20 protein-coding genes and 1 pseudogene are annotated in these 23,094 nt (G+C 74.7%); all 21 read left to right on the top strand.

Annotated features, from left to right (window positions below):
* Nucleotides 1-88 precede the first annotated feature (88 nt).
* On the top strand, nucleotides 89-1,810 hold the full coding sequence (locus tag ACYVPE_RS31030; RefSeq protein ID WP_461037091.1) for an ABC transporter substrate-binding protein: 1,722 nt from the start codon (nucleotides 89-91) through the stop codon (nucleotides 1,808-1,810).
* A gap of 1 nt (nucleotide 1,811) precedes the next feature.
* A complete protein-coding gene (locus ACYVPE_RS31025) occupies nucleotides 1,812-2,765 on the top strand; it encodes an ABC transporter permease (protein ID WP_461037090.1) in 954 nt (317 codons plus the stop codon).
* Nucleotides 2,765-3,760: an ABC transporter permease gene (locus ACYVPE_RS31020; protein ID WP_461037089.1), complete on the top strand. Its 996-nt coding sequence runs from the start codon at nucleotides 2,765-2,767 to the stop codon at nucleotides 3,758-3,760. Before ACYVPE_RS31025 ends, ACYVPE_RS31020 begins: the two co-directional genes overlap by 1 nt.
* The gene (locus ACYVPE_RS31015) at nucleotides 3,757-4,617 is read left to right on the top strand and encodes an ABC transporter ATP-binding protein (protein WP_461037088.1); all 861 of its coding nucleotides are present in this window, start codon (nucleotides 3,757-3,759) and stop codon (nucleotides 4,615-4,617) included. Before ACYVPE_RS31020 ends, ACYVPE_RS31015 begins: the two co-directional genes overlap by 4 nt.
* A complete protein-coding gene (locus tag ACYVPE_RS31010) occupies nucleotides 4,614-5,468 on the top strand; it encodes an ATP-binding cassette domain-containing protein (RefSeq protein WP_461037087.1) in 855 nt (284 codons plus the stop codon). The genes ACYVPE_RS31015 and ACYVPE_RS31010 overlap by 4 nt, the downstream gene beginning before the upstream one ends.
* Nucleotides 5,465-6,775, top strand: a complete 1,311-nt coding sequence (locus tag ACYVPE_RS31005) for an alpha/beta fold hydrolase (RefSeq protein WP_461037086.1) — start codon at nucleotides 5,465-5,467, stop codon at nucleotides 6,773-6,775. Before ACYVPE_RS31010 ends, ACYVPE_RS31005 begins: the two co-directional genes overlap by 4 nt.
* Nucleotides 6,772-8,202 carry an aminopeptidase P family protein gene (locus ACYVPE_RS31000; protein WP_461037085.1) on the top strand — a complete coding sequence of 477 codons (1,431 nt, stop codon included), beginning with the start codon at nucleotides 6,772-6,774 and terminating at the stop codon, nucleotides 8,200-8,202. Before ACYVPE_RS31005 ends, ACYVPE_RS31000 begins: the two co-directional genes overlap by 4 nt.
* A gap of 114 nt (nucleotides 8,203-8,316) precedes the next feature.
* On the top strand, nucleotides 8,317-9,216 hold the full coding sequence (locus ACYVPE_RS30995) for a dihydrodipicolinate synthase family protein (protein ID WP_461037084.1): 900 nt from the start codon (nucleotides 8,317-8,319) through the stop codon (nucleotides 9,214-9,216).
* Nucleotides 9,213-10,214, top strand: a complete 1,002-nt coding sequence (locus ACYVPE_RS30990; RefSeq protein WP_461037083.1) for a proline racemase family protein — start codon at nucleotides 9,213-9,215, stop codon at nucleotides 10,212-10,214. The genes ACYVPE_RS30995 and ACYVPE_RS30990 overlap by 4 nt, the downstream gene beginning before the upstream one ends.
* Before the next feature lie 209 nt (nucleotides 10,215-10,423).
* Nucleotides 10,424-11,095, top strand: coding sequence for a GntR family transcriptional regulator (locus tag ACYVPE_RS30985; RefSeq protein ID WP_461037082.1), 672 nt, complete (start codon nucleotides 10,424-10,426; stop codon nucleotides 11,093-11,095).
* On the top strand, nucleotides 11,092-12,249 hold the full coding sequence (locus tag ACYVPE_RS30980) for an NAD(P)/FAD-dependent oxidoreductase (RefSeq protein ID WP_461037081.1): 1,158 nt from the start codon (nucleotides 11,092-11,094) through the stop codon (nucleotides 12,247-12,249). The genes ACYVPE_RS30985 and ACYVPE_RS30980 overlap by 4 nt, the downstream gene beginning before the upstream one ends.
* A pseudogene (locus tag ACYVPE_RS30975) lies at nucleotides 12,246-12,413 on the top strand (2Fe-2S iron-sulfur cluster-binding protein); the annotation flags it as partial. The gene ACYVPE_RS30980 and the pseudogene ACYVPE_RS30975, both read left to right, overlap by 4 nt.
* Nucleotides 12,414-13,190: 777 nt before the next feature.
* Nucleotides 13,191-14,693 (top strand): FAD/NAD(P)-dependent oxidoreductase, encoded by a 1,503-nt coding sequence (locus tag ACYVPE_RS30970; RefSeq protein ID WP_461037099.1) that lies wholly within the window; start codon nucleotides 13,191-13,193, stop codon nucleotides 14,691-14,693.
* 115 nt (nucleotides 14,694-14,808) lie between these two features.
* Nucleotides 14,809-15,957 carry a 3-dehydroquinate synthase gene (gene aroB / locus ACYVPE_RS30965; protein ID WP_461037080.1) on the top strand — a complete coding sequence of 383 codons (1,149 nt, stop codon included), beginning with the start codon at nucleotides 14,809-14,811 and terminating at the stop codon, nucleotides 15,955-15,957.
* Nucleotides 15,958-16,011: 54 nt separating this feature from the next.
* The gene (locus ACYVPE_RS30960) at nucleotides 16,012-17,715 is read left to right on the top strand and encodes a radical SAM protein (RefSeq protein ID WP_461037079.1); all 1,704 of its coding nucleotides are present in this window, start codon (nucleotides 16,012-16,014) and stop codon (nucleotides 17,713-17,715) included.
* 60 nt (nucleotides 17,716-17,775) lie between these two features.
* Nucleotides 17,776-17,931: a hypothetical protein gene (locus ACYVPE_RS30955; protein ID WP_461037078.1), complete on the top strand. Its 156-nt coding sequence runs from the start codon at nucleotides 17,776-17,778 to the stop codon at nucleotides 17,929-17,931.
* Nucleotides 17,928-19,268, top strand: a complete 1,341-nt coding sequence (locus tag ACYVPE_RS30950) for an aspartate aminotransferase family protein (RefSeq protein WP_461037077.1) — start codon at nucleotides 17,928-17,930, stop codon at nucleotides 19,266-19,268. Before ACYVPE_RS30955 ends, ACYVPE_RS30950 begins: the two co-directional genes overlap by 4 nt.
* Nucleotides 19,265-20,344 (top strand): ABC transporter ATP-binding protein, encoded by a 1,080-nt coding sequence (locus tag ACYVPE_RS30945; protein WP_461037076.1) that lies wholly within the window; start codon nucleotides 19,265-19,267, stop codon nucleotides 20,342-20,344. Before ACYVPE_RS30950 ends, ACYVPE_RS30945 begins: the two co-directional genes overlap by 4 nt.
* Nucleotides 20,341-21,141, top strand: a complete 801-nt coding sequence (locus ACYVPE_RS30940; RefSeq protein WP_461037075.1) for an ABC transporter permease — start codon at nucleotides 20,341-20,343, stop codon at nucleotides 21,139-21,141. Before ACYVPE_RS30945 ends, ACYVPE_RS30940 begins: the two co-directional genes overlap by 4 nt.
* Nucleotides 21,138-21,947: an ABC transporter permease gene (locus tag ACYVPE_RS30935; protein WP_461037074.1), complete on the top strand. Its 810-nt coding sequence runs from the start codon at nucleotides 21,138-21,140 to the stop codon at nucleotides 21,945-21,947. Before ACYVPE_RS30940 ends, ACYVPE_RS30935 begins: the two co-directional genes overlap by 4 nt.
* Nucleotides 21,944-23,094, top strand: a 1,151-nt coding sequence (locus ACYVPE_RS30930; RefSeq protein ID WP_461037073.1) for a phosphotransferase, incomplete at its 3' end; no start/stop codon positions are given. The genes ACYVPE_RS30935 and ACYVPE_RS30930, both read left to right, overlap by 4 nt.

Genomic DNA, 23,094 nt, shown 5'->3' with positions numbered 1-23,094 from the left:
GTCTCCACCCCGACCTCCCCTCTGTTCTGCCCATCCGTCGCGCCCCCTGGAACAGCCCCGGCACCAGCGGCATGCGAAAGGAAACCGAGTGAAGAGAACCGTCCTCGCAAGGGTGGCGACCATCGCCGCCGCCGTGCTCGCGCTAGGCGCCTGTTCCAACGGGGGTCCAGGATCCTCCGACGACTCCGGCCAGAACGGAGGCGTCTCCTACACGGACACCCCGGAGAGCGGCGGCACCGTCTACGTGCTGCAGAACGCCGACTTCTCCTACCTGGACCCGGCCCGCGGCTTCGACGGCGGCGTCAACAACTTCTACCGGCTGGTCTACCGCACCCTGACCACCCCGGCCCCGGGCAACGCGGACGACCCGTCGGTCATCGTCCCCGACCTCGCCACCGACCTGGGCACCCCCTCGGAGGACGGCCTCACCTGGACCTTCACCCTCAAGGAGGGCGTGCGCTTCCAGGACGGCAGCCCCATCACCTCGGCCGACGTCAAGTTCGGCATATCCCGTGCCTGGGACCCGGAGCTCGGCATCGGCTCGCCCTACGCCCGGCAGGTCATCGACGCGCCCGAGGGCTACGAGGGCCCCTACCGCTCGGGACCGCTGGAGACCATCGAGACCCCGGACGAGCGCACCATCGTCTTCCATCTGAAGGAGCCGTACCCCGAGTTCGGCTCGGTCGTCGCCCAGAACAGCTTCGTGCCCTTCCCCGAAGGCACCGGCGCCGGCGACGAGTTCATCGACGAGATCATCGCCTCGGGTCCCTACCGGCTCGACTCCTACACCCCGGGCAGCTCCATCCGGCTGGTCCGCAACGAGGAGTGGGACCCCGAGACCGACGACGTCCGCGAGGCGTACCCCGACAACTGGGAGTTCGTCATCGGCCTCGACCCGGCCACCATCGACGAGCGGCTGCTCGCCGGCCAGGGCGACGACGCCAACGCCATCTCCCTCACCATCCAGCCCGCCACCCTGCCCCGGGTCCAGACGCCCCAACTCCAGGAGCGGCTGATGCGGATGGAGGGCATCTGCCAGACCTACATGGGCCTCAACACCACCAAGGAACCGCTGAACGACGTCCGGGTACGGCAGGCCATCAACCTCGCCATCGACCGCGCGGCCGTGCAGAACGCCAGCGGCGGCACCCAGTTCGCCGACATCTCCACCACCATCCTGCCCGGGACCGTGGCCGGCTACCGCGACTACGACCTCTACCCGAGCGAGGAGCACCGGGGTGACCCGGAGGCCGCCAGGGCCCTGCTCGAAGAGGCCGGCTACGCCGACGGCTTCGACCTCACCCTCGACATCCGCTCGCAGCCCAAGATGCAGGCCCAGGCCGAGGCCATCCAGCAGTCACTCGAACCCCTCGGCATCAACGTCGAGCTCAACGTCATCGACGTCTCCTCCTACTACGAGACCATCGGCACCCCGGCCCTCCAGCACGACGCCGCCATCACCGGCTGGTGCCCCGACTGGGTGTCCTCCTCGAGCACCTTCCTGCCGCCGCTCTTCGACGGCCGCGTCATCACCGAGGTCGGCAACACCAACCTCGCCCAGATCAACGACGAGAACATCAACGCGCGGATCGACGAGATCCGCGCCATGACCGACCTGGACGCGGCCAACGAGCAGTGGGGCCTGCTCGACGAGGAGATCATGGAGCTCGTCCCGGTCGTGCCGCTCGCCGTGGAGTCCGGGATCACCCTGCCAGGCGAGAACATCACCGGCATCTACGCCAACCCCGGCTCGGCCAGCGGTGGCATCGACTTCGTCCTCGTCGGCCTCCGGGACCCAGAGCGGGGCTGAGATGACCGTTCCCTCCACCGAGTTGGAGGTCGTGGAGCAGAGCGCGCCGCCGGCCACGGCCGGCGGCGCGCCCGGCGGCCGCTCGCTGCGCGCCCTCCTCCGCGACCCCGGAGCCGCCCTCGCCGGCGGCTACATCCTGCTGATCGTGCTGATGGCCCTGTTCGCTCCGCTGATCGTCAGACTCAGCGGCTGGGGCCCCTACGAGTTCGACCAGCAGGCCATCGACCCCAACCTCGCCGGCGTCCCGCTCGGCGGCTGGGGCGGCGCCGGCGCGGAACACTGGTTCGGCGTCGAACCGGGCAGCGGCCGCGACATCTTCGCCCGCATCGTGTACGGCGCCCGCGTCTCCATGCTGATCGCCGTCTCCGCCACCGCCCTGACCACCCTGCTCGGCGTCGTACTCGGCATGCTCGCCGGCTACTTCGGCGGCCGCGTCGACTGGGCCATCTCCCGCGTCATGGACTTCCTGATGGCGTTCCCCGCGCTGATCTTCATGATCGCCATCCTCTCGGCGCTGCCCGCCGGCAACCGGTCCCTGATGCTCGTCGTCGTCATCTCGCTGTTCGGCTGGCCCTACCTGGCCCGCGTCGTGCGCGGCCAGACCATGTCGCTCGCCCAGCGCGAGTTCGTGGAGGCCGCCCGCGCCTCGGGCGCCGGCAGCGCCACCATCGTCTTCCGCGAGATCCTGCCCAACCTCCGCTCCACCATCATCGTGCTCACCACGCTGGCCATCCCCGGCTACATCGGCACCGAGGCCGGCCTCTCCTTCCTCGGCGTCGGCGTCGTCCCGCCCACCCCCTCCTGGGGGCAGATGATCGCCTCCTCCGTGAACTGGTACTCCGTGGTGCCCACCTACTTCGCCATCCCCGGCGCCTTCCTCTTCCTCCTGGTGCTCTCCTTCACCGTCCTCGGCGACCGGCTGCGCGCCTTCCTCGACCCGGGAGGGCTCCGCTGATGGTCCGCTACCTCCTCGCCAGGCTCTCCGGGGTCGTCCTGATCCTGGCGCTGGTCTGCCTGTTCACCTTCACCGTCTTCTTCGTCCTCTCGCCCGACCCCGCCGTGCAGATCTGCGGCAAGAACTGCAACCCAGAACTCATCGACCGCATCCGCACCAACCTCGGTCTCGACGAGCCGCTGTTCACCCAGTTCACCACCTTCCTCGGCGGGCTCTTCGCCGGCCGCACCTACGGCACAGGCGAGGGCGCCGTGGAGTGCGCCGCGCCCTGCCTCGGCTACTCCTTCCAGTCCAGCCAGCCCGTCTGGGAGATGATCACCGAGCGGCTGCCCGTCACCGTGACCGTCGCCGTAGGCGCCGCCGTGCTGTGGCTGCTCGCCGGCGTCGCCGGCGGCCTGATCGGCGCCCTCAGGCAGGGCACCTGGTGGGACCGCGGCGCCATGGTGATCGCCCTCTCCGGCCTCTCCATCCCCAACTACGTGTTCGCGCTGGTGCTCCAGTACGTGCTGGTGGTCGAGCTCGAATGGCTGCCGTTCCCCCAGGCCGTCACCCTCGCCGACGACCCGGCGCTCTGGTTCCAGAGCTACCTGATGCCGTGGATCGTGCTGGCCTTCGCCTACGCCTCCGTCTACGCCAGGCTCACCCGGGCCAACGTCATCGACACCCTGGAGGAGAACTTCGTGCGCACCGCGCGCGCCAAGGGACTGCCCCGCGGGCAGGTGATCCGCCGGCACGCGCTGCGCCCCGCCCTCACCCCGGTCGCCACCATCTTCGGCATGGACTTCGCCGGGCTGCTCGGCGGCGCCCTGATCACCGAGAAGGTCTTCGGGATCAACGGCGTCGGCAAGATGACCGCCGACGCCATCGGCCGCAACGACCAACCGGTGATCATGGGCGTCACCCTGCTGGCCGCCGCCTTCGTCGTCGTCGGCAACATCGTCGTCGACCTCGTCTACACGGCGCTCGACCCGAGGGTGAGGCTGACCGTCGCATGACCACCCCCCTGCTCGAGGTCAACGACCTCACCATCAGCTTCCCCACCCCGGGCGGCGGCAGCGCCGAGGTGGTCAGCGAACTCGGCTTCGCCCTGCCGCCCGGCGGCTCGCTCGGCATCGTCGGCGAGTCCGGCTCGGGCAAGTCCATGACCAGCCTGGCCGTCATGGGCCTCCTCCCGAGAGGCGCCGGGCTCGCCGGCCGGATCCGGCTGGCCGGCGAGGACATCGCGGGACTGCCCGACCGCCGGATGCGCGCCATCCGCGGCGACCGGATCGCCATGGTCTTCCAGGACCCGCTCTCCTCCCTCAACCCCTACTACGCCGTCGGCTTCCAGATCGAGGAGGCCTACCGCGCCCACCGCCCCAAGGCCACCCGCCGCGAGGCCCGCCGGGTCGCCGTCGAGGCCATGGAACGCGTCCACATCCCCGACGCCGCCCGCCGCGCCGGCCACTACCCGCACCAGTTCTCCGGCGGCATGCGGCAGCGCGTCATGATCGCCATCGCGCTCTCCACCGAGCCCGACCTGCTGATCGCCGACGAGCCCACCACCGCGCTCGACGTCACCGTCCAGGCCCAGATCCTCGCGCTGCTCAAGGAGATCCAGCGCGACACCGGCACCGGGCTCGTGCTGATCACCCACGACCTGGCCGTGGTCAGCGAGATGGTCGACGACGTGGTGGTGATGCGCGCCGGCCGGTGCGTCGAACACGCCCCGGTGGCCCGGCTGTTCTCCGACCCCCAGCACCCCTACACCCGCGCCCTGCTGGACGCCGTGCCCCGGCTCGACGACGAGGTCGGCGAGCTGCGCACCGTCCGGGCGGCGGCGCCCGACACCCCGCGGGAGGGCGAACGATGACCGACACCGCACCCCTGCTCACCGCCCGCGGCCTGGTCAGGGAGTTCACCCTCCGCGGCCGCACGGGCCCCTTCGGCCGCCGGCCGGTGCTGCGCGCCGTCGACGGCGTCGACCTGGACCTCCACCCGGGCGAGACCCTGGCCCTGGTCGGCGAGTCGGGCTCAGGCAAGTCCACCACCGCCCGGCTGGTCGCCCGGCTGCTCGACACCAGCGCGGGCACCGTGGAGTTCGAGGGCGAGGACGTCACCCACCGCACCGGCGCCGCCCTGCACCGCTTCCGCTCCGGCGTCCAGGTGGTCTTCCAGGACCCCTACTCCTCGCTCAACCCCCGGCACACCGTGGAGCGCATCGTCACCGCGCCCCTCACCTACCAGGGCCGCGAAGTGCCGGGCGGCGCCCGCGCGTTCACCCGCGGCCTGCTGGAGCGCGTCGGCCTCGACCCCGACCACAGCACCAGGTACCCCGCGCAGTTCTCCGGCGGACAGGCCCAACGCATCGGCATCGCCCGCGCGTTGGCCGTCAGCCCGAAGGTGGTGATCTGCGACGAGGCGGTGTCCGCGCTCGACGTCTCCGTCCAGGCCCAGGTCATCAACCTGCTGCGCCGGCTGCAACGCGAGGAGGGGCTCAGCTACCTGTTCATCGCCCACGACCTCGCTGTGGTCCGCCAACTCGCCGACCGCGTCGCCGTGATGCACCAGGGCACCGTGGTGGAGAGCGGCGACCGGGACGCCGTGTTCGGCGCCCCCCGGCACGAGTACACCCGCACCCTGCTCGCCGCCGTCCCCCGGATCCGCCCCGAATGGGAGGCCGCCAGGCGGGCCCGCCAACGCGAGCGAGAGGCCACCGCATGACGACCGGCCCCGAACCCTGCCCCGACCCCGGCTACCCCCTCGGCGGGCTGTGGATCACCGAACACCGCGTCACCGCCCCGCTCGACTGGTCGGCGCCCGACGAGCGCACCGTGGAGGTCTTCGCCCGCGAGGTGGTGGACCCCGAGCGGCGCCACGAGGAACTGCCGCTGCTGCTGTACCTCCAGGGCGGTCCCGGCGGTCGCTCGCCCCGCCCCCTCGACCGGTCGGGATGGCTCGGCGAGGCGCTGGCCCACTACCGGGTGGTGCTGCTCGACCAGCGCGGCACCGGCCGGTCGAGCCCGGTCGACGGCGCCGTGCTCACCGCCCTCGGCTCCGGCGCGGCCGGCGCCGCGCACCTCGCGCACTTCAGGGCCGACGCGATCGTCGACGACGCAGAACACCTGCGGCGCACCGTCTACGGCGGCCGCCGCTGGGCCACCCTCGGCCAGAGCTACGGCGGCTTCGTCACCCTCACCTACCTCTCCCGCGCCCCCGAGGCGCTGACCGCCTGCTACGTCACCGGCGGCCTGCCGGGACTGCCGCCAGAACCGGCCGAGGTCTACCGCCGCACCTATCCCCGGGTGGCCGCCAGGAACCGCGAGTTCTACCGGCGCCACCCGGGCGACGCGGACCTCGCCGCGGCCGTCGCCGACCGGCTCGCCGCGGACGACGTGCGGCTGCCCGACGGCGACCGGCTCACCGTCCACCGCTTCCAGACGCTCGGCAACGACTTCGGCATGAAGCCCGGCATCGACCGGCTGCACTGGCTGCTGGAGGACGCCTTCGCCACGCCTGGCCGGCTCTCCGACACGTTCCTCGAACAGGTCATGACCAGGACGTCGAGCGCCGGCAGCCCGCTGTTCTGGACCCTCCAGGAGTCCATCTACGGCCAGGGCGCGGACGCGCCCACCGGCTGGGCGGCCCAGCGCGAGCGCGCCAACCACCCCGAGTTCGCCCCGGACGCCAGGCCGCTGTTCTTCACCGGCGAGATGGCCTACCCCTGGATGACCACCGAGATCAGGGCCCTGCGGCCGTTCCACGCCGCCTGCGAGGCGCTGGCCGCCCGCACCGACTGGCCGCCGCTCTACGATCTGGACCGGCTGGCCGCCAACGAGGTGCCGCTGGCCGCCGCCGTCTACCACGACGACATGTTCGTCGACGCCGGCCTCCAACTGGCCACCGCCGCCCGGGTCGGCAACGCTCAGGTCTGGATCACCAACGAACACGAGCACGACGGTCTCGCGTCCGGCCGGGTCCTCACCCGGCTGCGCGAGCTGGTGCGTGACAGAGGAGGAGAACGGCGATGACCACCGACAGGCCCCCGTACGCCGGCGCCAGGCCACCCCGGCTCGCCGAGGTACCCGCCTTCACCGCCACCGTCGGCGGCGGCTGGGCCGACGTCGACACCCCCGTGCCGCTGCCGGCCGGCGCCGCCGAGCCGGCCGCCGCCCACCGCGCCCGGCTGTTGGCGCGCACCGGCCCCGGCACCGTGGTCGCGGGGGCCGGCCGCGCCCCGGTCCGCAGCAACGACGTCGACTACGACTTCCGCGCCGACAGCGACTTCGTCTGGCTGACCGGCTGCGCCGTGGAGAACGCCGTCCTGGTCCTCGACGGCGGCGCCGGCGACCCCGCCGACCACGCCGCCACCCTCTACCTGCCACCCCCGGCCCGCCCGGGCGAGACCGACTTCTTCGCCAACGCCGCCCACGGCGAGCTCTGGGTCGGGCCGGCGCCAGGCGTCGCCGACTGGGCCGCGGCGCTCGGCATCGAGGCCCGGCCGCTCGCCGACCTCGACGCCGCGCTCGCCGGGCGAACCGGCGCCGCCGCCACCCCGGGCACCGACCCCGAACTCGCCCGCCGGCACGGCCTCAAGGCCGACCCGGGGCTCGCCACCGCGCTCTCCGACCTGCGCATGATCAAGGACGACTGGGAGGTCGAGCAGCTGCGGCAGGCCGTGGACCACACCGTCACCGGCTTCGCCGCCGTGGTCGCCGAGATCCCCACCGCGATCGCCGCCGGCGGCGAGCGCTGGCTCCAGGGCACCTTCGACCGGCACGCCCGCACCTTCGGCAACGGCCCCGGCTACGCCAGCATCGTCGGCTCGGGACCGCACGCCGCGACGCTGCACTGGACGCGCTGCGACGGCCCGGTGCTGCCCGACCAGCCGCTGCTGCTCGACATGGGCGTGGAGACCAGGTCGCTCTACACGGCGGACGTCACCAGGACCGTGCCGCCCGACGGGCGGTTCAGCGAAACCCAGCGCCGGGTGCACGACCTGGTCGAGGCCGCGCACCGGGCCGGGCTCGCCCAGGTGGCGCCGGGCCGCACCTACGGCGACTTCCACTACGCCGCGATGGAGGTCATCGCCCACGGCCTGGACGACTGGGGGCTGCTGCCGGTCTCCGTCGACGAGGCGCTGTCGCCCACCGGCCAGCAACACCGCCGCTACCTGGTCTGCGGCATCGGCCACCACCTCGGGCTCGACGTGCACGACTGCGCCCGCTCCGGCTACGACGCCTACCAGGGCGCGGCGTTGGCCCCCGGCATGGTGCTGACCGTCGAGCCCGGCCTGTACTTCCACCGGCACGACCTGACGCTGCCGCCCGAACTGCGGGGCATCGGCGTCCGGTTGGAGGACGACCTGCTGGTCACCGAGGACGGCGCCGAGGTGCTGTCCGACGCGTTGCCGATCACGGCCGGCGGCGTCGAGGAGTGGACGCGCGACCTGCTGTGAGGGTGCGTTGGGGCGCCGCGGCGCCCCAACGGCCCACTTTCCGGACCACTTTTGACATGTGACATTGTACTGAGCCACCCTTGAGTGAAGGCTCCCCAACCCGACAGGAGACCCATGCGCACCACCCCGCGTGAGGCATGGCGCGGCGTACACGTCGCCGCCGCCCTCCCGTTCACCGCGGCCGGTGACGTCGACCACGACGCGTACGCCGAGCACATCGGCTTCCTCGCGGCCAACGGCTGCGACGGCGTCTGCCCCAACGGCTCGCTCGGCGAGTACCAGACCCTCAGCGACGCCGAGCGCGCCGCCGTGGTGGCCACCGCCGTCGCGGCCGCCCCCGAGGGCTTCCGCGTGATGCCGGGCGTCGCCGCCTACGGCGCCCTGGAGTCGGCCCGCTGGGCCGAGGCCGCGGCGTCCGCCGGCGCCGACTCCGTGCTGCTGCTGCCGCCCAACTCCTACCGCGCCGACGAGGAGACCGTCGTCCACCACTACCGCGAGGTGGCGGCCGTCGGCCTGCCCGTCGTCGCGTACAACAACCCCATCGACACCAAGGTCGACCTCACCCCCCGACTGCTCGCCCGCCTCCACGAGGAGGAACTGATCGTCGCCGTCAAGGAGTTCACCGGCGACGTGCGGCGCGCCTACGAGCTGCGCGAGCTGGCCCCCGAGCTCGACCTGCTGATCGGCTCCGACGACGTCGTCCTCGAACTCGGCATCGCCGGCGCCGTCGGCTGGATCGCCGGCGTCACCAACGCCCTGCCCGCCAGCACCGTCGAGCTCTACCGCCTCGCCACCTCCGGCGACCCGGCCAAGGCGCTGCCGCTCTACCGGGCGCTGCACCCGCTGCTGCGCTGGGACTCCAAGACCGAGTTCGTGCAGGCCATCAAGATCGCCATGGACGTGGCGGGACGCACCGGCGGCGCCTGCCGCCCACCGCGCTCCCCGCTGCCCGCCGAGGACGTGGCCACCATCACCCGCGTCACCGAGGCGCTGCTCGCCGAGGGGCACCGGTGAGGAGCAGGCGCGTCCTGCACGCCGTCGACTCGCACACCGAGGGCATGCCGACCCGCGTCGTCACCGGCGGCGTCGGCGTGCTCCCCGGCGCCACCATGGCCGAGCGGCGCACCTGGTTCATCGAGCACCAGGACGAGCTGCGCACCCTGCTGATGCACGAGCCGCGCGGCCACGCCGCGATGAGCGGCGCGATCCTCCAGCCGCCCACCCGGCAGGACGCCGACATGGGCGTGCTGTTCATCGAGGTCAGCGGCGTGCTGCCGATGTGCGGGCACGGCACCATCGGCGTGGCCACCGTGCTGGTCGAGACCGGCATGGTGCCGGTCACGGAGCCGGTCACCACCGTGCGCCTCGACACCCCGGCAGGACTGGTCGTCGCCGAGGTCGCGGTGGCGGACGGCGCCGCCACCGCGGTCACCATCCGCAACGTGCCCTCGTTCGCCGTCGCCCTCGACCGGGTCGTGACCGTGCCCGGCCTCGGCCAGGTCCGCTACGACCTGGCCTTCGGCGGCAACTTCTACGCCGTCACCCGCCTCGACGACCTCGGCATCCCCTTCGAACGGGCCGCCGGCGGGCGGATGATCGACACCGCGCTCGACCTGATGGCCGCCATCAACGCCGAGGAGCCGCCCACCCACCCGGAGCGCCCCGACATCACCGGCTGCCACCACGTCTACCTGGAGGCCCCGGGCTCCACCGCCCGGCACTCCAGGCACGCCATGGCCATCCACCCCGGCTGGTTCGACCGCTCACCCTGCGGCACCGGCACCAGCGCCCGGATGGCCCAGCTGCACGCCCGCGGCGAACTGCCGCTCGACACCGAGTTCGTCAACGAGTCCTTCATCGGTACCCGGTTCACCGGCCGGCTGGTGGCGGAGACCACGGTCGCCGGTCGCCCGGCCGTGGTCCCGACCATCACAGGCCGCGCCTGGATCACCGCCACCGCCCAGTACCTTCTGGACCCGACCGATCCGTTCCCCGCGGGCTTCGTCATGTAGGGGCGGCGGTGAGTATTTTGGCCTCGGAGCGATCGCTCCGAGGCCACAGGGCTCGTTCCTGAGGAGCGAGACGTGACTCCGCTCCCCCACCCACAGGCGGGGGGCTTCCAACCCGATAGGTTGCGGTCCAGCCCGAACCGACCTCTCCCGAGGTGGGAGTCAAGTTACCAGACCCGGCTGAAGCCGATGGTCCCCGAGCTAGGAGAATGATGGAAACGGCGCCCATCGCCGGCCTGCAACCACTGAACAAGCGCGAGCGACTGCGCGAGATGGTGGCCGACGCGCTGCGCGCCGCCGTGATCTCGGGAGAGATGAAGCCGGGCGCGGTCTACTCCGCGCCGACGCTCGGCACGATGTTCGGCATCTCGGCCACGCCGGTGCGGGAGGCGATGCTCGACCTCGTCCGCGAGGGCATGGTGGAGGCGCTGCCCAACAAGGGCTACCGGGTCCGCGTGGTGCCCGACGAGGAGCTGGACGAGGTCACCCACGTCCGGCTCCTCCTCGAACCCCCCACGATCCGGGACGTGGTGCCGGTGATCCCGCGCGCCGACTTCCCCCGGCTGCGCGAACTCGCCCAGGCCATCGTGGCCGCCGTCAACGCCGAGGACCTCGTCGCCTACATCAACGCCGACCGCGTCTTCCACCTGGCGCTGCTGGCCTACGCCGGCAACAGCCAGCTGTCCACCATCGTCTCCGAACTGCGCTCCCGCACCCGGCTGTTGGGGCTCACCCCGCTGCTCGAGTCCGGCCGTCTCGAGGAGTCGGCGGTCGAACACCACCAACTGCTCGACCTGATCGAGGCGGGCGACGCGGCCGGCGCCCAGTCCCTGATGGAGCGCCACATCGGCCACGTCCGCGGGAAATGGGCCCGCGGCACATGAAGGACACCGGTTCCTGTGACGTGGTGGTCGTCGGGGCCGGCGCCGTCGGCGCCGCCACGGCCTACTTCGCCGCCCGGGCCGGCCTGCGGGTGACCGTCGTCGACCGCGGCCCGATCGGCGGCGGCACCTCCAGCGCGGGCGAGGGCAACGTGCTGGTCTCCGACAAGGACACCGGCCCCGAACTCGACCTCGCCCGCCACTCCCAGCGGGTGTGGCGCGAGGAGCTGGCCGAGCACGGCCACCACTGGGAGTTCGAGTCCAAGGGCGGCGTGGTGGTCGCCGCCAGCGACGGCTCGCTGGCCGCGCTCCGCGCCCTCGCCGACCGCCAACGGGCCGCCGGCGTCCGGGTGGACGACCTCGGCCCGTCCGAACTCGCCTCCGTCGAGCCGCTGTTGCGCCCCGGGCTGGCCGGGGGCGCCGCCTACCCGGAGGACGCGCAGGTGCAGCCGGTACTGCTGGTCGCCCACCTGCTGCGGCTGGCCCGCGCGGCCGGCGCCCGCGTGGTGACCGACGCCCCGGTCACCGAGATCCGCCGGGCGCGCGGCCGGGTGCTCGGCGTCACCACCCCGGCCGGGCGGGTGGACGCGCCCGCCGTCGTCAACGCCGCCGGCACCTGGGCGGGCGACGTCGCCGCGCTGGCCGGCGTCCACGTCCCGGTGCTGCCCAGGCGCGGCTTCGTGCTCGTCACCGAGCCGCTGCCGCCGCTCGCCATCCGGCACAAGGTGTACGCCGCCGAGTACGTGGGGGACGTGGGCAGTTCGGACGCCGCCCTCCAGTCCTCACCGGTCGTCGAGGGCACTCCGGCCGGCACGGTGCTGATCGGCTCGACCCGGGAGCGGGTCGGCTTCGACCGCCGCCCCTCGCGCGAGGCGCTCGCCCTGCTGGCGCGCGGCGCGGTCGGCCTCTTCCCGGCTCTGGCCGGCGTCCGCGCCATGCGCGCCTACCACGGCTTCCGCCCCTACTGCCCCGACCACCTCCCGGTCATCGGCCCCGACCCCCGGCTGCCGGGCCTCTGGCACGCCTGCGGCCACGAGGGCGCCGGCATCGGCCTCTCCGCCGGCACCGGCCACCTGCTCGCCCAGGCCCTCACCGGGGCCGACCCCACCCTGGACCTGGCGCCCTTCGCGCCCGAACGCTGGGAGCACGCCGCGTGAGGATCTTCTTCGAGGACCGCGAACTCCCCGCCCACCCCGGCCAGTCCGTGGCCGCCGCCCTCCTCGCCCACGACATCCCCGCCTGGCGCACCACACGGCTCCACGCCCGCCCCCGCGGCCTCTTCTGCGGCATCGGCTCCTGCCACGACTGCCTCGTCACCATCGACGACACCCCACCACAACGCGCCTGCGTGGTCCCTGTGCGGGACGGCATGCGGATCTCGCCTGCGGCGAGCCCGGTCGCCGCACCGACACCCGGCCACGGCGTCCCGGCGGCGTTCCGCCCGGTACCGCCGGGCGGCGGGGAGCCGCCTGCGGCGGGCGCGTTGGCGCCGGAGGCGTGGTCCGGTGCGGCCGGGCCTTCGGCCTCGGCTGCGGCGGGCGGCGCTACCGCCAGTTCGCCTGCGGCGGGCGTGGCGGTGTCCCGCCCGGTGTCGCCGGTCGGCGTGGAGCCGCCTGGGGCGGGTGTGTTGGCGCCGGAGGCGTGGTCCGGTGCGGACGGGCCTTCGGTTTCGTCTGCGGCGGGCGCCGGGCCGGCGCACGGCGTTGCCGCGTCGGTGTCGCGGCGGCGGCTTTCTGCGGATGGCTCGCCTGCGGCTGCCGCGCCGGCGCCGGAGGCGCAGTCCGTGGTGCCCGGGCCTGCGGCGGAGCCTGTCGCCGCGCCTGTGGCGCAGGCTGCTGGGGCTGAGCCCCCGGCCCCTTCTGCGGCGGAGCCGGCCGGCGCCGGACCGGCACGGGGCGCTGCCGCACCGGGGACGTCGGAGCGGCCGGACGTGTTGGCGCCGGAGGCGTGGTCCGGTGCGGCCGGGCCTTCGGCCTCGGCTGCGGCGGAGCCGGCTGCCGCCGAGCCGCCTGCGGCGGGCGGCGCTGCCGCGCGGGAGTGGCCCTCCGGGCATGGTTCGCCCGCGGCGGGTGGGCCGCCGCAGCGGCCGGACGCATCGGTGCCGGAGGCGAGGCGGCCGGGCGCCGCTGGCGCGGCGCCCGGCGCGCGTGCCGCTCAAGCGCCGCAGGTTACGGGGCCACAGGCCACGGCCGTCGTCGGGTCGCCGCGCGGCGTGGTCGTGGTGGGGGCCGGGCCGGCCGGGTTGGGGGCGGCGGTGGTGGCGGGGGAGCGGGGCGCTTCCGTGGTGTTGCTGGACGCGGGGGAGCGGCCCGGTGGGCAGTACTGGCGGCACGCGGCGGACGCCGAACCCGGTGGGGCGTACGGCGGTTGGTGGCGTCGGTTGCGGGCCCTGGTGGACGCCGGCCGGGTCGACTACCGGCCCGGCCAGCAGGTCTGGCTGGTGACCAGGGAGGACGACGGCGGCTTCCGGCTGGAGACCACCCCCGTGCACGACGGCGTCGAGCCGTTGCCAGGCCCGGTCACGGCCGGGAGCGTCGTGCTGTGCCCCGGCGGAGCCGACCGGCAGTTGCCGGTCCCCGGCTGGACGTTGCCCGGGGTGGTGGCGGCCGGCGGTGCGCAGGCGCTGCTCAAGGGGCACCGCACCGTCGCCGGCCGCCGTATCGTTGTCGCCGGCACCGGGCCGTTCCTGCTGCCGGTGGCCATCGGTCTCGCCCGTGCCGGGGCCCGCGTCGTCGGCGTCTGGGAGGCCAACTCGCCGCTCCGCTGGGCGCGGCACGCGCCCGCCGTGCTGCCGGTGCCGGGCAAGCTCGCCGAGGCCGCCGGGTACGCCGCCGCGCTCGCCAGGCACCGCATCCCGTACCGCACCCGCACCGTTGTCGCCGAGATCCTCGGCGAGGACCGGGTGCGCGCCGTCCGGCGGGCCGTCCTCGACGGGGACGGCGTGCCGCGGCCGCGACCGCGGGAGGTCGAGGTCGACCTCGTGGCGCTCGGCTGGGGCTTCACCCCGGCGCTCGAACTCCCGCTGCAACTCGGCGTCGCCACCCGGGTGGACGTCGACGGCTCCCTGGTGGCGGCCGTCGACGAGCGGCAGCTGACCGACGTGCCAGGGGTCTTCGTGGCCGGCGAGGCCACCGGCGTCGGCGGGGCAGCCCTCAGCCTCGCGGAGGGCCGGATCGCGGGGGCGGCGGCCGCCGCCGCGACCGAGGCCGCCGGCCTGCTGCGCGCCACCGTTCGCGCCCACCGGGCCTTCGCCCGCGCGATGCACGACGCCCACCCCGTGCCCGCCGGCTGGCACCGCTGGCTGACGGAGGACACGCTGGTCTGCCGGTGCGAGGAGGTGCCGCACGCCGCGGTGCGCGCCGCGCACGCCGAACTCGGCGCCGGGGACGCCAGGACCGTCAAGATGCTGACCCGCGTCGGCATGGGCTGGTGCCAGGGGCGGGTCTGCGGATTCGCCGCCGCGTGCCTCACCGCCACCCTCGACGGCCGCCCGCCCACCGAGGCCGACCTGCGCGGCACCGCCTCCCGGCCGCTTGCCTTCCCGGTGTCGCTCGCCGAGCTCGCCGGCCCCACGGAGGCCCCCGACCAGCCTGCGAACTGACGGGTCGTCAGCGTGAGCTGACGTGCCGTCCGTACGCCGTGTTGCCCCCGGAACGTTCTCAGGTGAGAATTGGCACCGCGATGAGGCGGCCCTGGCCACTGAGTCTGGGGGATACATGACTACGTACGTCCGCGTATCCGAGCGGCTCGACCTGCCCGCAGACCCGGAGGGACCGATCGTCGGCGCGGCGACCCGGCATGACACGTACGCGGTCCACGTCTGTCAGGACGAGGCCACCGCCGCGCGTCGCTTACGCGCCGAGATCGACGGCCGCCGGGTCGCCCTGATCACCGACGAGAACGTGTCGGCGCTGCACGCCCGCCGGCTGTTCGGCCGGCTCACGGCCGCCGGTCTCGACGTCGCGATGACCGCCATCCCGGCCGGCGAGGCCAACAAGTGCCTGCCCACCGCGGCCGGGCTGCTCGACTGGCTCGCCGGCACCCGGCTCGCGCGGCGCGACGTGATCCTGGCCGTCGGCGGCGGGGTGATCATGGACACCGTCGGCTGGGTGGCCAGCGCCTACATGCGCGGCCTCCCGTACGTCAACGTGCCGACCACCCTGCTCGCCCAGGTGGACGCCGCGCTCGGCGGCAAGGTGGCGGTGGACCACGCCACCGCCAAGAACCTGATCGGCGCCTTCCACCAGCCCAAGGCCGTGGTCTCGCACATCGGTTACCTCAGCACGCTGAGCGCCAGGGAACTGCGGGCCGGCCTCGCCGAGGCCATCAAGAAGGGCGTCATCGCCTCGCCCGCCCTGTTCGAGCTGATCGAGCGCCGGCACGCCGAGGTGCTGGCCGCCGAACCGGCCGCCACCGCCGAACTGGTGCACGGCGCCAGCGCCGTGAAGTGCCGGCTGATCGCCAAGGACCCGTACGAGGACGACCTGCGCCGGCCGCTCAACTTCGGCCACACCGTCGGCCACGCCGTGGAGACCGTCACCGGCTACGGCCCGGTGCTGCACGGCGAGGCGGTCGCCTTCGGCATGGCCTGCGCCGCCCGGATCGCCGCCCGCCGCGGGCTGCTCGACCCGGCGACGCTGGGGCGGATCGGCGCGCTGCTGACCACCGTCGGCCTGCCCGTCACCCTGGGCGGGCTGCCCGCGCCCGTGGACCCGGCCGCCACTGTCGCGGCCCTCGGCCAGATACGCAAGATCCGTGACGGGCAGCTACGTTTCGTGCTCCCCGTCGGACTGGGGGAGACGGTGATCGCCGACGACGTCAGCGACGCCGAGATACACACGGCGCTCACCGCCGAGTCGCGCTGAGCCGCCCCGCCCCCCTCGCGTTTCTTCCGCCGCGCTCGTCTGGGGAGGTCCTGTATGGCCACCGCCGCCACCACCACCACCCGATTCCGGCACGCCAGGCTGTACGTCACCTTCCGCTGCAACGCGCGCTGCGGCTACTGCAACGTCTGGCAGGACCCCGTCTTCGACGGCCACCGGGAACTCACCGCCGACGGGCTGCGCCGCTGCCTCGACGAGCTGGCCGAACTCGGCGTCGGCTACCTGGACATCACGGGCGGCGAGCCGTCCCTGCACCGTGAGCTGACCGTCGCCGTGCGGCACGCGCACCAGCTCGGCATGACCGTCGACCTCACCACCAACGCCATCCGCTTCCCGCCCCAGGCCCGTGAGATCGTGCCGCTGCTCGGCACGATGAACGTCTCGCTCGACACCCTGGACGCCGAGCGCTACCACGGCATCCGCGGCACCGACACGCTCGACCGCACTCTGGAGCTGGTGCGCGAGCTCGGCGCCGCGGGGGCCGGCAACCTCAAGCTGATCTGCGTGGTCTCCGGGCAGAACGCGGACGAGCTGCCCCGGATCGTCGACTACGCGCAGCGCGCCCGGGTGCCGGTCTACCTCTCGCCGATGTTCAGCTACTTCGCCGCCCAGCGCGAGCTGCGGCCGCCGGGATCGGTCCGGGCGCTCAAGCTCGCCGCCGTCAACGGCCGCGCCACCCAGGCCGCCGACAGCGCCCGGGCCACGAGCCTCCCGATGCCCGAACTCGCGGGCCGCGTCGCCGCGTTGCGGTACGAGCCGTACACCGTCGTCAGCCTGTCGTTCCTGCACCACCTGCGGACCCTCGACCCGGCGTCCGACACCGCCTGCGCCGCCAACGAGCGGATCCTGACCGTCGGGCCCGACGGGCGGGTGCTGCTGCCCTGCTACCACGAGTGGGACGCCTCGCTGCCCTGGGACCGGCCCTACCGCCAGCTCGTCGACGACCCCGAGCTGATCCGGGTCCGCGACGAGGAGGTCGGCCGGCGCCCCGGCTGCCGCTCCTGCGCCGTCTTCCCGTACCTCGGGCTCGCCATGAGCTACCGGCTGACCACGCCCTTCCTCGTCCAGGCGTTCTCCGAGGAACTGCTGCGGCTCAAGCGGGACGCGGGCCGGCCGTCCGCCGAGCGGCTGCGGTCCCTCCTCGACCGGGGCGACGCCGTGCTCGCCACGATCGAGCGGCACGCCGCCCCGCTGCGGGCGGGCCACCACCCGGACGAGCTCTACCACTTCGAGGCCGCCGGCGACGGCATGGTGCGCACCGACCTGTCGGAAGAGCCGGTGACCGTCGAGGAGTTGCTGGCCGACCACGCCCACGAGGACTGCTGGCGCGTCCAGCGCACCCCGCACCGGCTGGTCCGGCTGCTCTACGCCGACGTCCGACCGGCGCCCCTGCCGGCCGAGTTGGCGGTCGAGCTGCCCGAAGTGCAGCTGGACTGCTGGGAGATCCTGCTCGGCCTACTGCCCGGCGCCACCGCGGGCCCGGGCGCCGGCCTCGCCTGCTGGTGCGACCGGGCGGGCCGCGCCCTGCGCGGCCACCCGGCCGCCGCCTCGGTGGCGCTGCTCGCCGCGTTCGGCACGCTGCCGGCCGCGGCCATCGCCGCCTGGAGCGGCGACGTCGCGGGGCAGCCCGAGGAGGCGCTGGCCGCCACCGAGCTGCGCACGCTCGCCACGGCGGCGCGGCGGGCCGAGCTGGCGCCGCTGTCGTCCGCCGAGCTGGCCGCCGCCCTGACCGGCGACTGACCGGCCGCACCCGCCCCGCCGGCCGGGCCGCCACCGCCCCCGGAGGCCGCCCGCCGGGGCGTGGACCTGCACCACTTCACGGCGGCCCTCCGCCGCGCCGACACCGCCACCCTCCGCGCCGCGGTCCGCCGCTGGAAGGCGGCCGCCGACCCGACCACCGCCGGCACCGTCGAACGCCGCCTCCTCCACACCGAACTGACGGGCACCCCCTGGTGACGCCCCCACCGGGCCCGAACGAGGAGCCCACGCTGCCGCCCGCCCAACGCGCCGTCAGCGAGGCCCAGTTGGCCGCCGAGGCGGCGTTCCTGCCGGCCTCGGCAAGTCAGGAGACCGCGCTCGGGCGGCGGGTGTTCGCGTACGGGCGGGGCGCCACGCTCGTGGATGTGGACGGGCACGCCTACCTGGACCTGGCCGCCGGCACCATGACGCAGTCGCTCGGGCACGGCCACCCCGCCGTGGTGCGGGCCGTCACCGAACAGGCCGCCCGGCTGGTCAACGTGCACGACAACCCGACGCCCGTGCGGCTCGACGCCGCCCGCGCGCTGGCCAGGCTGCTGCCCGCGCACCTCGGCTCCCTCGGGTTCTTCACCACCGGCGCCGAGGTCGTCGAGGCCGCGCTGCGCGCCGCCCACGCCGCCGCGCCGCCCGGCCGCGGCAGGATCGCCGCGCTGCGCCGCGGCTTCCACGGCAAGACCCGCGGCGTCCGCGAACTCGTGCAGTGGGACGTCGGCACCGAGCCGCCGGCCGCCTCGCTGCTCGGCTACCCGGCCTACTGCTACCGCTGCCCCTTCGACGCCACCTACCCCTCCTGCGACCTGCTCTGCGCGCGCCTCACCGTCCGGCAGGTCGTCGCCCGCCCGGACGTCGCCGCGCTGCTCGCCGAGCCCGTGCAGGGGGCCGCCGGGGTGATCGTGCCGCCGCCCGGCTACTGGGAGATCGTCGGGCGGGCCTGCGCCGAGCACGGCGTGCTGCTGATCGCCGACGAGGTGCTGACCGGCGGCGGCCGCACCGGCGAGTTCCTGGCCGCGCAGCGGTTCGGCCTCACCCCCGACCTGGTCACCCTCGCCAAGGGCATCGGCTCCGGGCACCCGGTCGCGGTGCTCGCCGGCACCCCCGAGGTGCTCGACGAACGGACCTGGGCGGCCGCCGGCGGTCACAGCAGCACGTTCGGCGGCCACCCGGTCGGCCTGGCCGCCGCCGCGAGCACCCTCACCGTGCTGCACCGGGACGACCTGCTCGCCCGGGTCCGCGACCTGTCCGCCGTGCTGGCCGAGGCGCTCGGGGAGCTGGCCGAGCACCCGGCCGTCGGCGAGGTCCGCGGCCTCGGGCTGCTGTGGGGCGTCGAACTCGTCGCCGACCGGGCCACCAGGGCCCCCGACCCGGCCGCCGCCGACCGGGTGTTCCGGCGCGCGCTCGACCTCGGAGTGCGGGTGATGCCCGGCGGCCAGACCCTGCGCCTCGCGCCCCCCTTCGTCCTCGAACCCGACGAACTCACCGACGCGATACGCCGGTTGGGGCGGGCCATCGACGACGTACACCGGGAAAGGGCATGAACAGACGCATGGACCGAGCCATCGACCGAGCCATCGACCGAGCCGCCGACCGAGGCGTGATCGAGGCGCACGAGCTGACCAAGGTCTTCCGGGTGCGCGCCGACACCCGCCCCGGGCTGTGGGGCGCGGTGCGCGGCCTGTTCGCCGCCGAGACCACCGAGGTCCGCGCGCTCGACGGCGTCAGCTTCACCGTGCCGGCCGGCGAACGCACCGCGTACCTCGGGGTCAACGGCGCCGGCAAGTCCACCACCATCAAGATCCTCGCCGGCGTGCTCACCCCGGGCTCCGGGCACTGCCTGGTCGACGGCCGCGAGCCGCGCGCCGACCGCGACGCCCACGCCCGCGCCATCGGCGTGGTCTTCGGCCACCGCACCCAGCTGTGGTGGGACCTGCCGGTCGCCGAGTCCTTCCGGATCCTGGCCCGGCTGCACGACCTGCCGCCGGCGCTCGCCGAGGCCAACCGGCTGCTCTTCGACGAACTGCTCGACCTCGGCGAGATCGCCAACCGCCCCGTCCGCACCCTCAGCCTCGGCCAGCGGATGCGGGCCGAGGTCGCCGCCGCGCTCTTCCACGCCCCCCGGGTGCTGCTGCTCGACGAGCCCACCATCGGCCTCGACCTGCTGCTCAAGGAGGCCGTGCACGAGCTGGTCAACCGGGTCGTCAGGGAGCGCGGCACCACCGTGCTGCTCACCAGCCACGACGTCGCCGACATCAGCGCCATCTGCGAGCGCGTCGTGGTGGTGGACGCCGGCCGGGTCGTCTACACCGGCTACCTGCACGAGCTGCTGCGCCGGGCACCCACCCGCACCGTGCGCCTCGAGCACGCGGGAGACGTCGACCCCGCGGCGTTCGCCCACCACATCGGGCTGGAGTTCGGCGACCAGGTCACCGTCACGCCGGCCGGGCGGCGCCGCGTCACCGTCCTGGGCCCACCGGAACTGGTCACCCCGCAGCGGGTGTTGGCCGCCGTCGCCGGCCTGGTCGCGGTCACCGACCTGGTGGCCCCCGAGCCGACGCTCGGTGAGGTGCTGCGCGCTCTCTACGTCGCCCCCCAGCTGGCCAGGGGCGGCCGATGAGGGTCCAGGCCAGGGGCTACGGCGCGCTGCTTGGCGCCGGCTGGCGGACGGCCCTCACCTACCGGGGCGCGCTGCTGCTCACCGCCCTCACCACCGCGTTCTCGCTGGTCGTCCAACTCGCCGTCTGGCAGGCGGTGTACGCGAACCAGCGGGAGATCGCCGACTACGACGTCGCCACCATGACCACCTACCTGCTCGCCGGCAACCTGCTCGCGGTGCTGCTCGCCAACCGGGTCGACGACAGCCTCGCCGGCGACATCTACCGCGGCGACCACATCACCGGCATGCTCAGGCCGATCGGCTTCCTCGGCACCCACGCCGCCGTCGCCCTGCCCTATCTCGCCGTCCGGCTGCTGCTGGTCGTCGCCCCGCTGCTGGTCCCCGCGCTCGGCGCCTTCGCGCTCGCCGCGCCGGGCCTCGCCGGCCTCGCCTGGTTCCTGCCCGCCGCCCTGCTGGCCACCACCCTCGGCATCCTGCTCAACCTGCTGGTCGGCCTCGCCGGCTTCGTCACCACCAGCACCTGGGGGGTGCGCTACCTCAAGGGCACCGTCGTCGCCTTCTGCTCAGGGCAGTTGGTGCCGCTCGAACTGATGCCGGACGCCACCCGGCGGGTGTTGGAGTGCCTGCCGTTCGCCGCCATGGTCGCCACCCCGGTCCGGCTGCTGATCGGCCGCGTCGAGGGCGCCGCGGCCTGGCAGGCGGTCGGCGTCCAACTCCTCTGGACCGCCCTGGGGTTGCTGGCCTGCGGCCTCGCCTGGCGGGCGGCGCTGCGCCGGGGCGAGGTGAGCGGCGGATGACCAACCCCCACGGCACGCTCCGCCGGTACGCCGGCCTCGCCCTGCTGCTCACCGGCGTCGGGCTGCGCCGCCTCGTCTCCTACCGCGCCGACTTCCTGGTCGGCGTCGGCGCGTTCGCGCTGCGCGTGGTGCTGCACGCGCTGCTGCTCGGCGTGATCTACCGGCACGTCACCGACATCGCCGGCTGGACCTTCCGCGAGGCGGTGCTGCTGCTCGGCGTCGCCATGCTGGTGCGCGGCATCGACCACGCCTTCACCGACCAACTCTGGGAACTGGGCCGCAAGCTGGTGCAGCGCGGCGAGCTGGTGCGCTATCTGGTGCGCCCGGTGCACCCGCTGTTCAGCCTGCTCTCCGAGCGCTTCTGCTACCCCGAGGGCATCGGCGAGGCCCTCGCCGGGCTCGCCGTCATCGGCTACGCGGCCGGCGGCCTCGACCTGGACCTCGACCCGGCAGGACTCGTGGTCTTCGCGGTGCTGCTGCTCGCCGGCGCCCTGGTGTTCGCCGCCGTCAAACTCCTGCTCGCCGCGCTGGCGTTCTGGACCACCACCAGCCTCCAGGTGATGACCGCCGTCTACGAGCTGGCCGACACCGCCCGCTATCCGCTCGACGTCTTCCCCTGGCCGGCCAGGCTGCTGCTCACCGGCGTGCTGCCGTTCGCCCTCACCGGCTTCGTGCCCGCCGACTACCTGCTGCACGGCCCGTCCCCGCTGACCTGGCTCGCCCCGCTGATCGGCGGCGCGCTCACCCTTCTCGCGCTGCGCGTCTGGTCGCTCGGCGTCCGCCGCTTCGAGGCGGTGGGCCCGTGACCGACGAGGTCGAGCGGCTGCGGGCCTCCGTGGCGCGCGCCCCCTGGTTCTCCCGGGCCACCCTCGACCCGGCGAGCCTGCGCCCCCTCGACGAGCTGCGCGCCGGCCCGACGACCGTCACCTGGGCCACGGTCGCGGGCGCCAGGGACCGGACGGCCGTGCTGGTGCTGGCCGAGGACGACGCGGCGCTGCTCGCCGCCGTCCTCGCCCTGACCTCCCGCCCCACCTGGCGAACGGCGCGCGGCGGCACCGTCCGCTGGCACGGCCCACCGCTGACCGACGCCCGCCAGGGACCGCAGCTCACCGCCACCGCGACCAACGCCGTCGCCCGGGTCGCCGCCGGCCGGCCGCCCGCCGAGGAGGACCTGGTGCTCAAGGTCTACCGGGTCCTCGGCGACGGCCGCGGCGAGGTCGCGCTGCTCGGCCGGCTCGGCGGCCGCGCCGCCCCGCTGCCCGAGGCCGTCGGCCACCTCGAGTACGTGGCGCCTGGCGGCCGGCCCCGCGGCTGCCTGGCCCTGCTGACCCGCGCCGCGCCGGGTGTCCCGCTCGACCTGCCGCTGCGCGCCGCGCTCCACGCCCACTGGGCCGACGCCCCGGCGGACCGGGAAGGGCGCCGCGCGCCCGTCGAGCGGCTGCTCGATCGGGTGCGGGCCGCGCTCGCCGAACTGCACGACGCGCTCGCCGCCGCCGATCCGCCCCGCCCGAGGCCGCTCGCCGACCGGCTGCCACGGCTCGTCGCCGCCGTCGCCGACCTCCACCGGATCCTGCCGGAGACCACCGGGCCCAGGCACCGGCTGCTCGACCGCGGCGCCGCCCTCGCCATCCGCTGGGCCGAGGGCGTCCACTACCCGGCCGGCCCGGCCCACGGCGACCTGCACCTGGGGCACGTGCTGGTGGACGACGCCGGCCGGGTGCGGTTCGTCGACCCCGAGAGCGCCCCGGCCCCCGACACGGGACCGCTCGACGACCTGGCGGCCCTCCGCCGGGCCGTCGAGTGCTTCGCCGCCGACGAGCGGGTGGCCCGCACCGCGCGGCAACGCGCCTACCACAAGCACCGGTACGCCACCGCGCTGCGCCGCGCCGCGCTCGCCCCTGGCACCGCGGCCGGGCCGCCGCGCGCGCCCGGGTCCCGCTGGGCGGCCGCGAT

Source organism: Streptomyces mayteni (assembly GCF_054783955.1).
This window is presented reverse-complemented; position numbering and strand designations above follow the sequence as displayed.

Excerpts from the sequence above, each read along its gene's own strand:
- ACYVPE_RS31025 (WP_461037090.1), top strand. The coding sequence starts at position 1,812 with ATGACCGTTCCCTCCACCGAGTTGGAGGTCGTGGAGCAGAGCGCGCCG.
- ACYVPE_RS30945 (WP_461037076.1), top strand. The coding sequence starts at position 19,265 with ATGAACAGACGCATGGACCGAGCCATCGACCGAGCCATCGACCGAGCC.
- ACYVPE_RS31000 (WP_461037085.1), top strand. The coding sequence starts at position 6,772 with ATGACCACCGACAGGCCCCCGTACGCCGGCGCCAGGCCACCCCGGCTC.
- aroB (WP_461037080.1), top strand. The coding sequence starts at position 14,809 with ATGACTACGTACGTCCGCGTATCCGAGCGGCTCGACCTGCCCGCAGAC.
- ACYVPE_RS30960 (WP_461037079.1), top strand. The coding sequence starts at position 16,012 with ATGGCCACCGCCGCCACCACCACCACCCGATTCCGGCACGCCAGGCTG.
- ACYVPE_RS31020 (WP_461037089.1), top strand. The coding sequence starts at position 2,765 with ATGGTCCGCTACCTCCTCGCCAGGCTCTCCGGGGTCGTCCTGATCCTG.
- ACYVPE_RS31005 (WP_461037086.1), top strand. The coding sequence starts at position 5,465 with ATGACGACCGGCCCCGAACCCTGCCCCGACCCCGGCTACCCCCTCGGC.
- ACYVPE_RS31015 (WP_461037088.1), top strand. The coding sequence starts at position 3,757 with ATGACCACCCCCCTGCTCGAGGTCAACGACCTCACCATCAGCTTCCCC.
- ACYVPE_RS30980 (WP_461037081.1), top strand. The coding sequence starts at position 11,092 with ATGAAGGACACCGGTTCCTGTGACGTGGTGGTCGTCGGGGCCGGCGCC.
- ACYVPE_RS31010 (WP_461037087.1), top strand. The coding sequence starts at position 4,614 with ATGACCGACACCGCACCCCTGCTCACCGCCCGCGGCCTGGTCAGGGAG.
- ACYVPE_RS30995 (WP_461037084.1), top strand. The coding sequence starts at position 8,317 with ATGCGCACCACCCCGCGTGAGGCATGGCGCGGCGTACACGTCGCCGCC.
- ACYVPE_RS30940 (WP_461037075.1), top strand. The coding sequence starts at position 20,341 with ATGAGGGTCCAGGCCAGGGGCTACGGCGCGCTGCTTGGCGCCGGCTGG.
- ACYVPE_RS30985 (WP_461037082.1), top strand. The coding sequence starts at position 10,424 with ATGGAAACGGCGCCCATCGCCGGCCTGCAACCACTGAACAAGCGCGAG.
- ACYVPE_RS30935 (WP_461037074.1), top strand. The coding sequence starts at position 21,138 with ATGACCAACCCCCACGGCACGCTCCGCCGGTACGCCGGCCTCGCCCTG.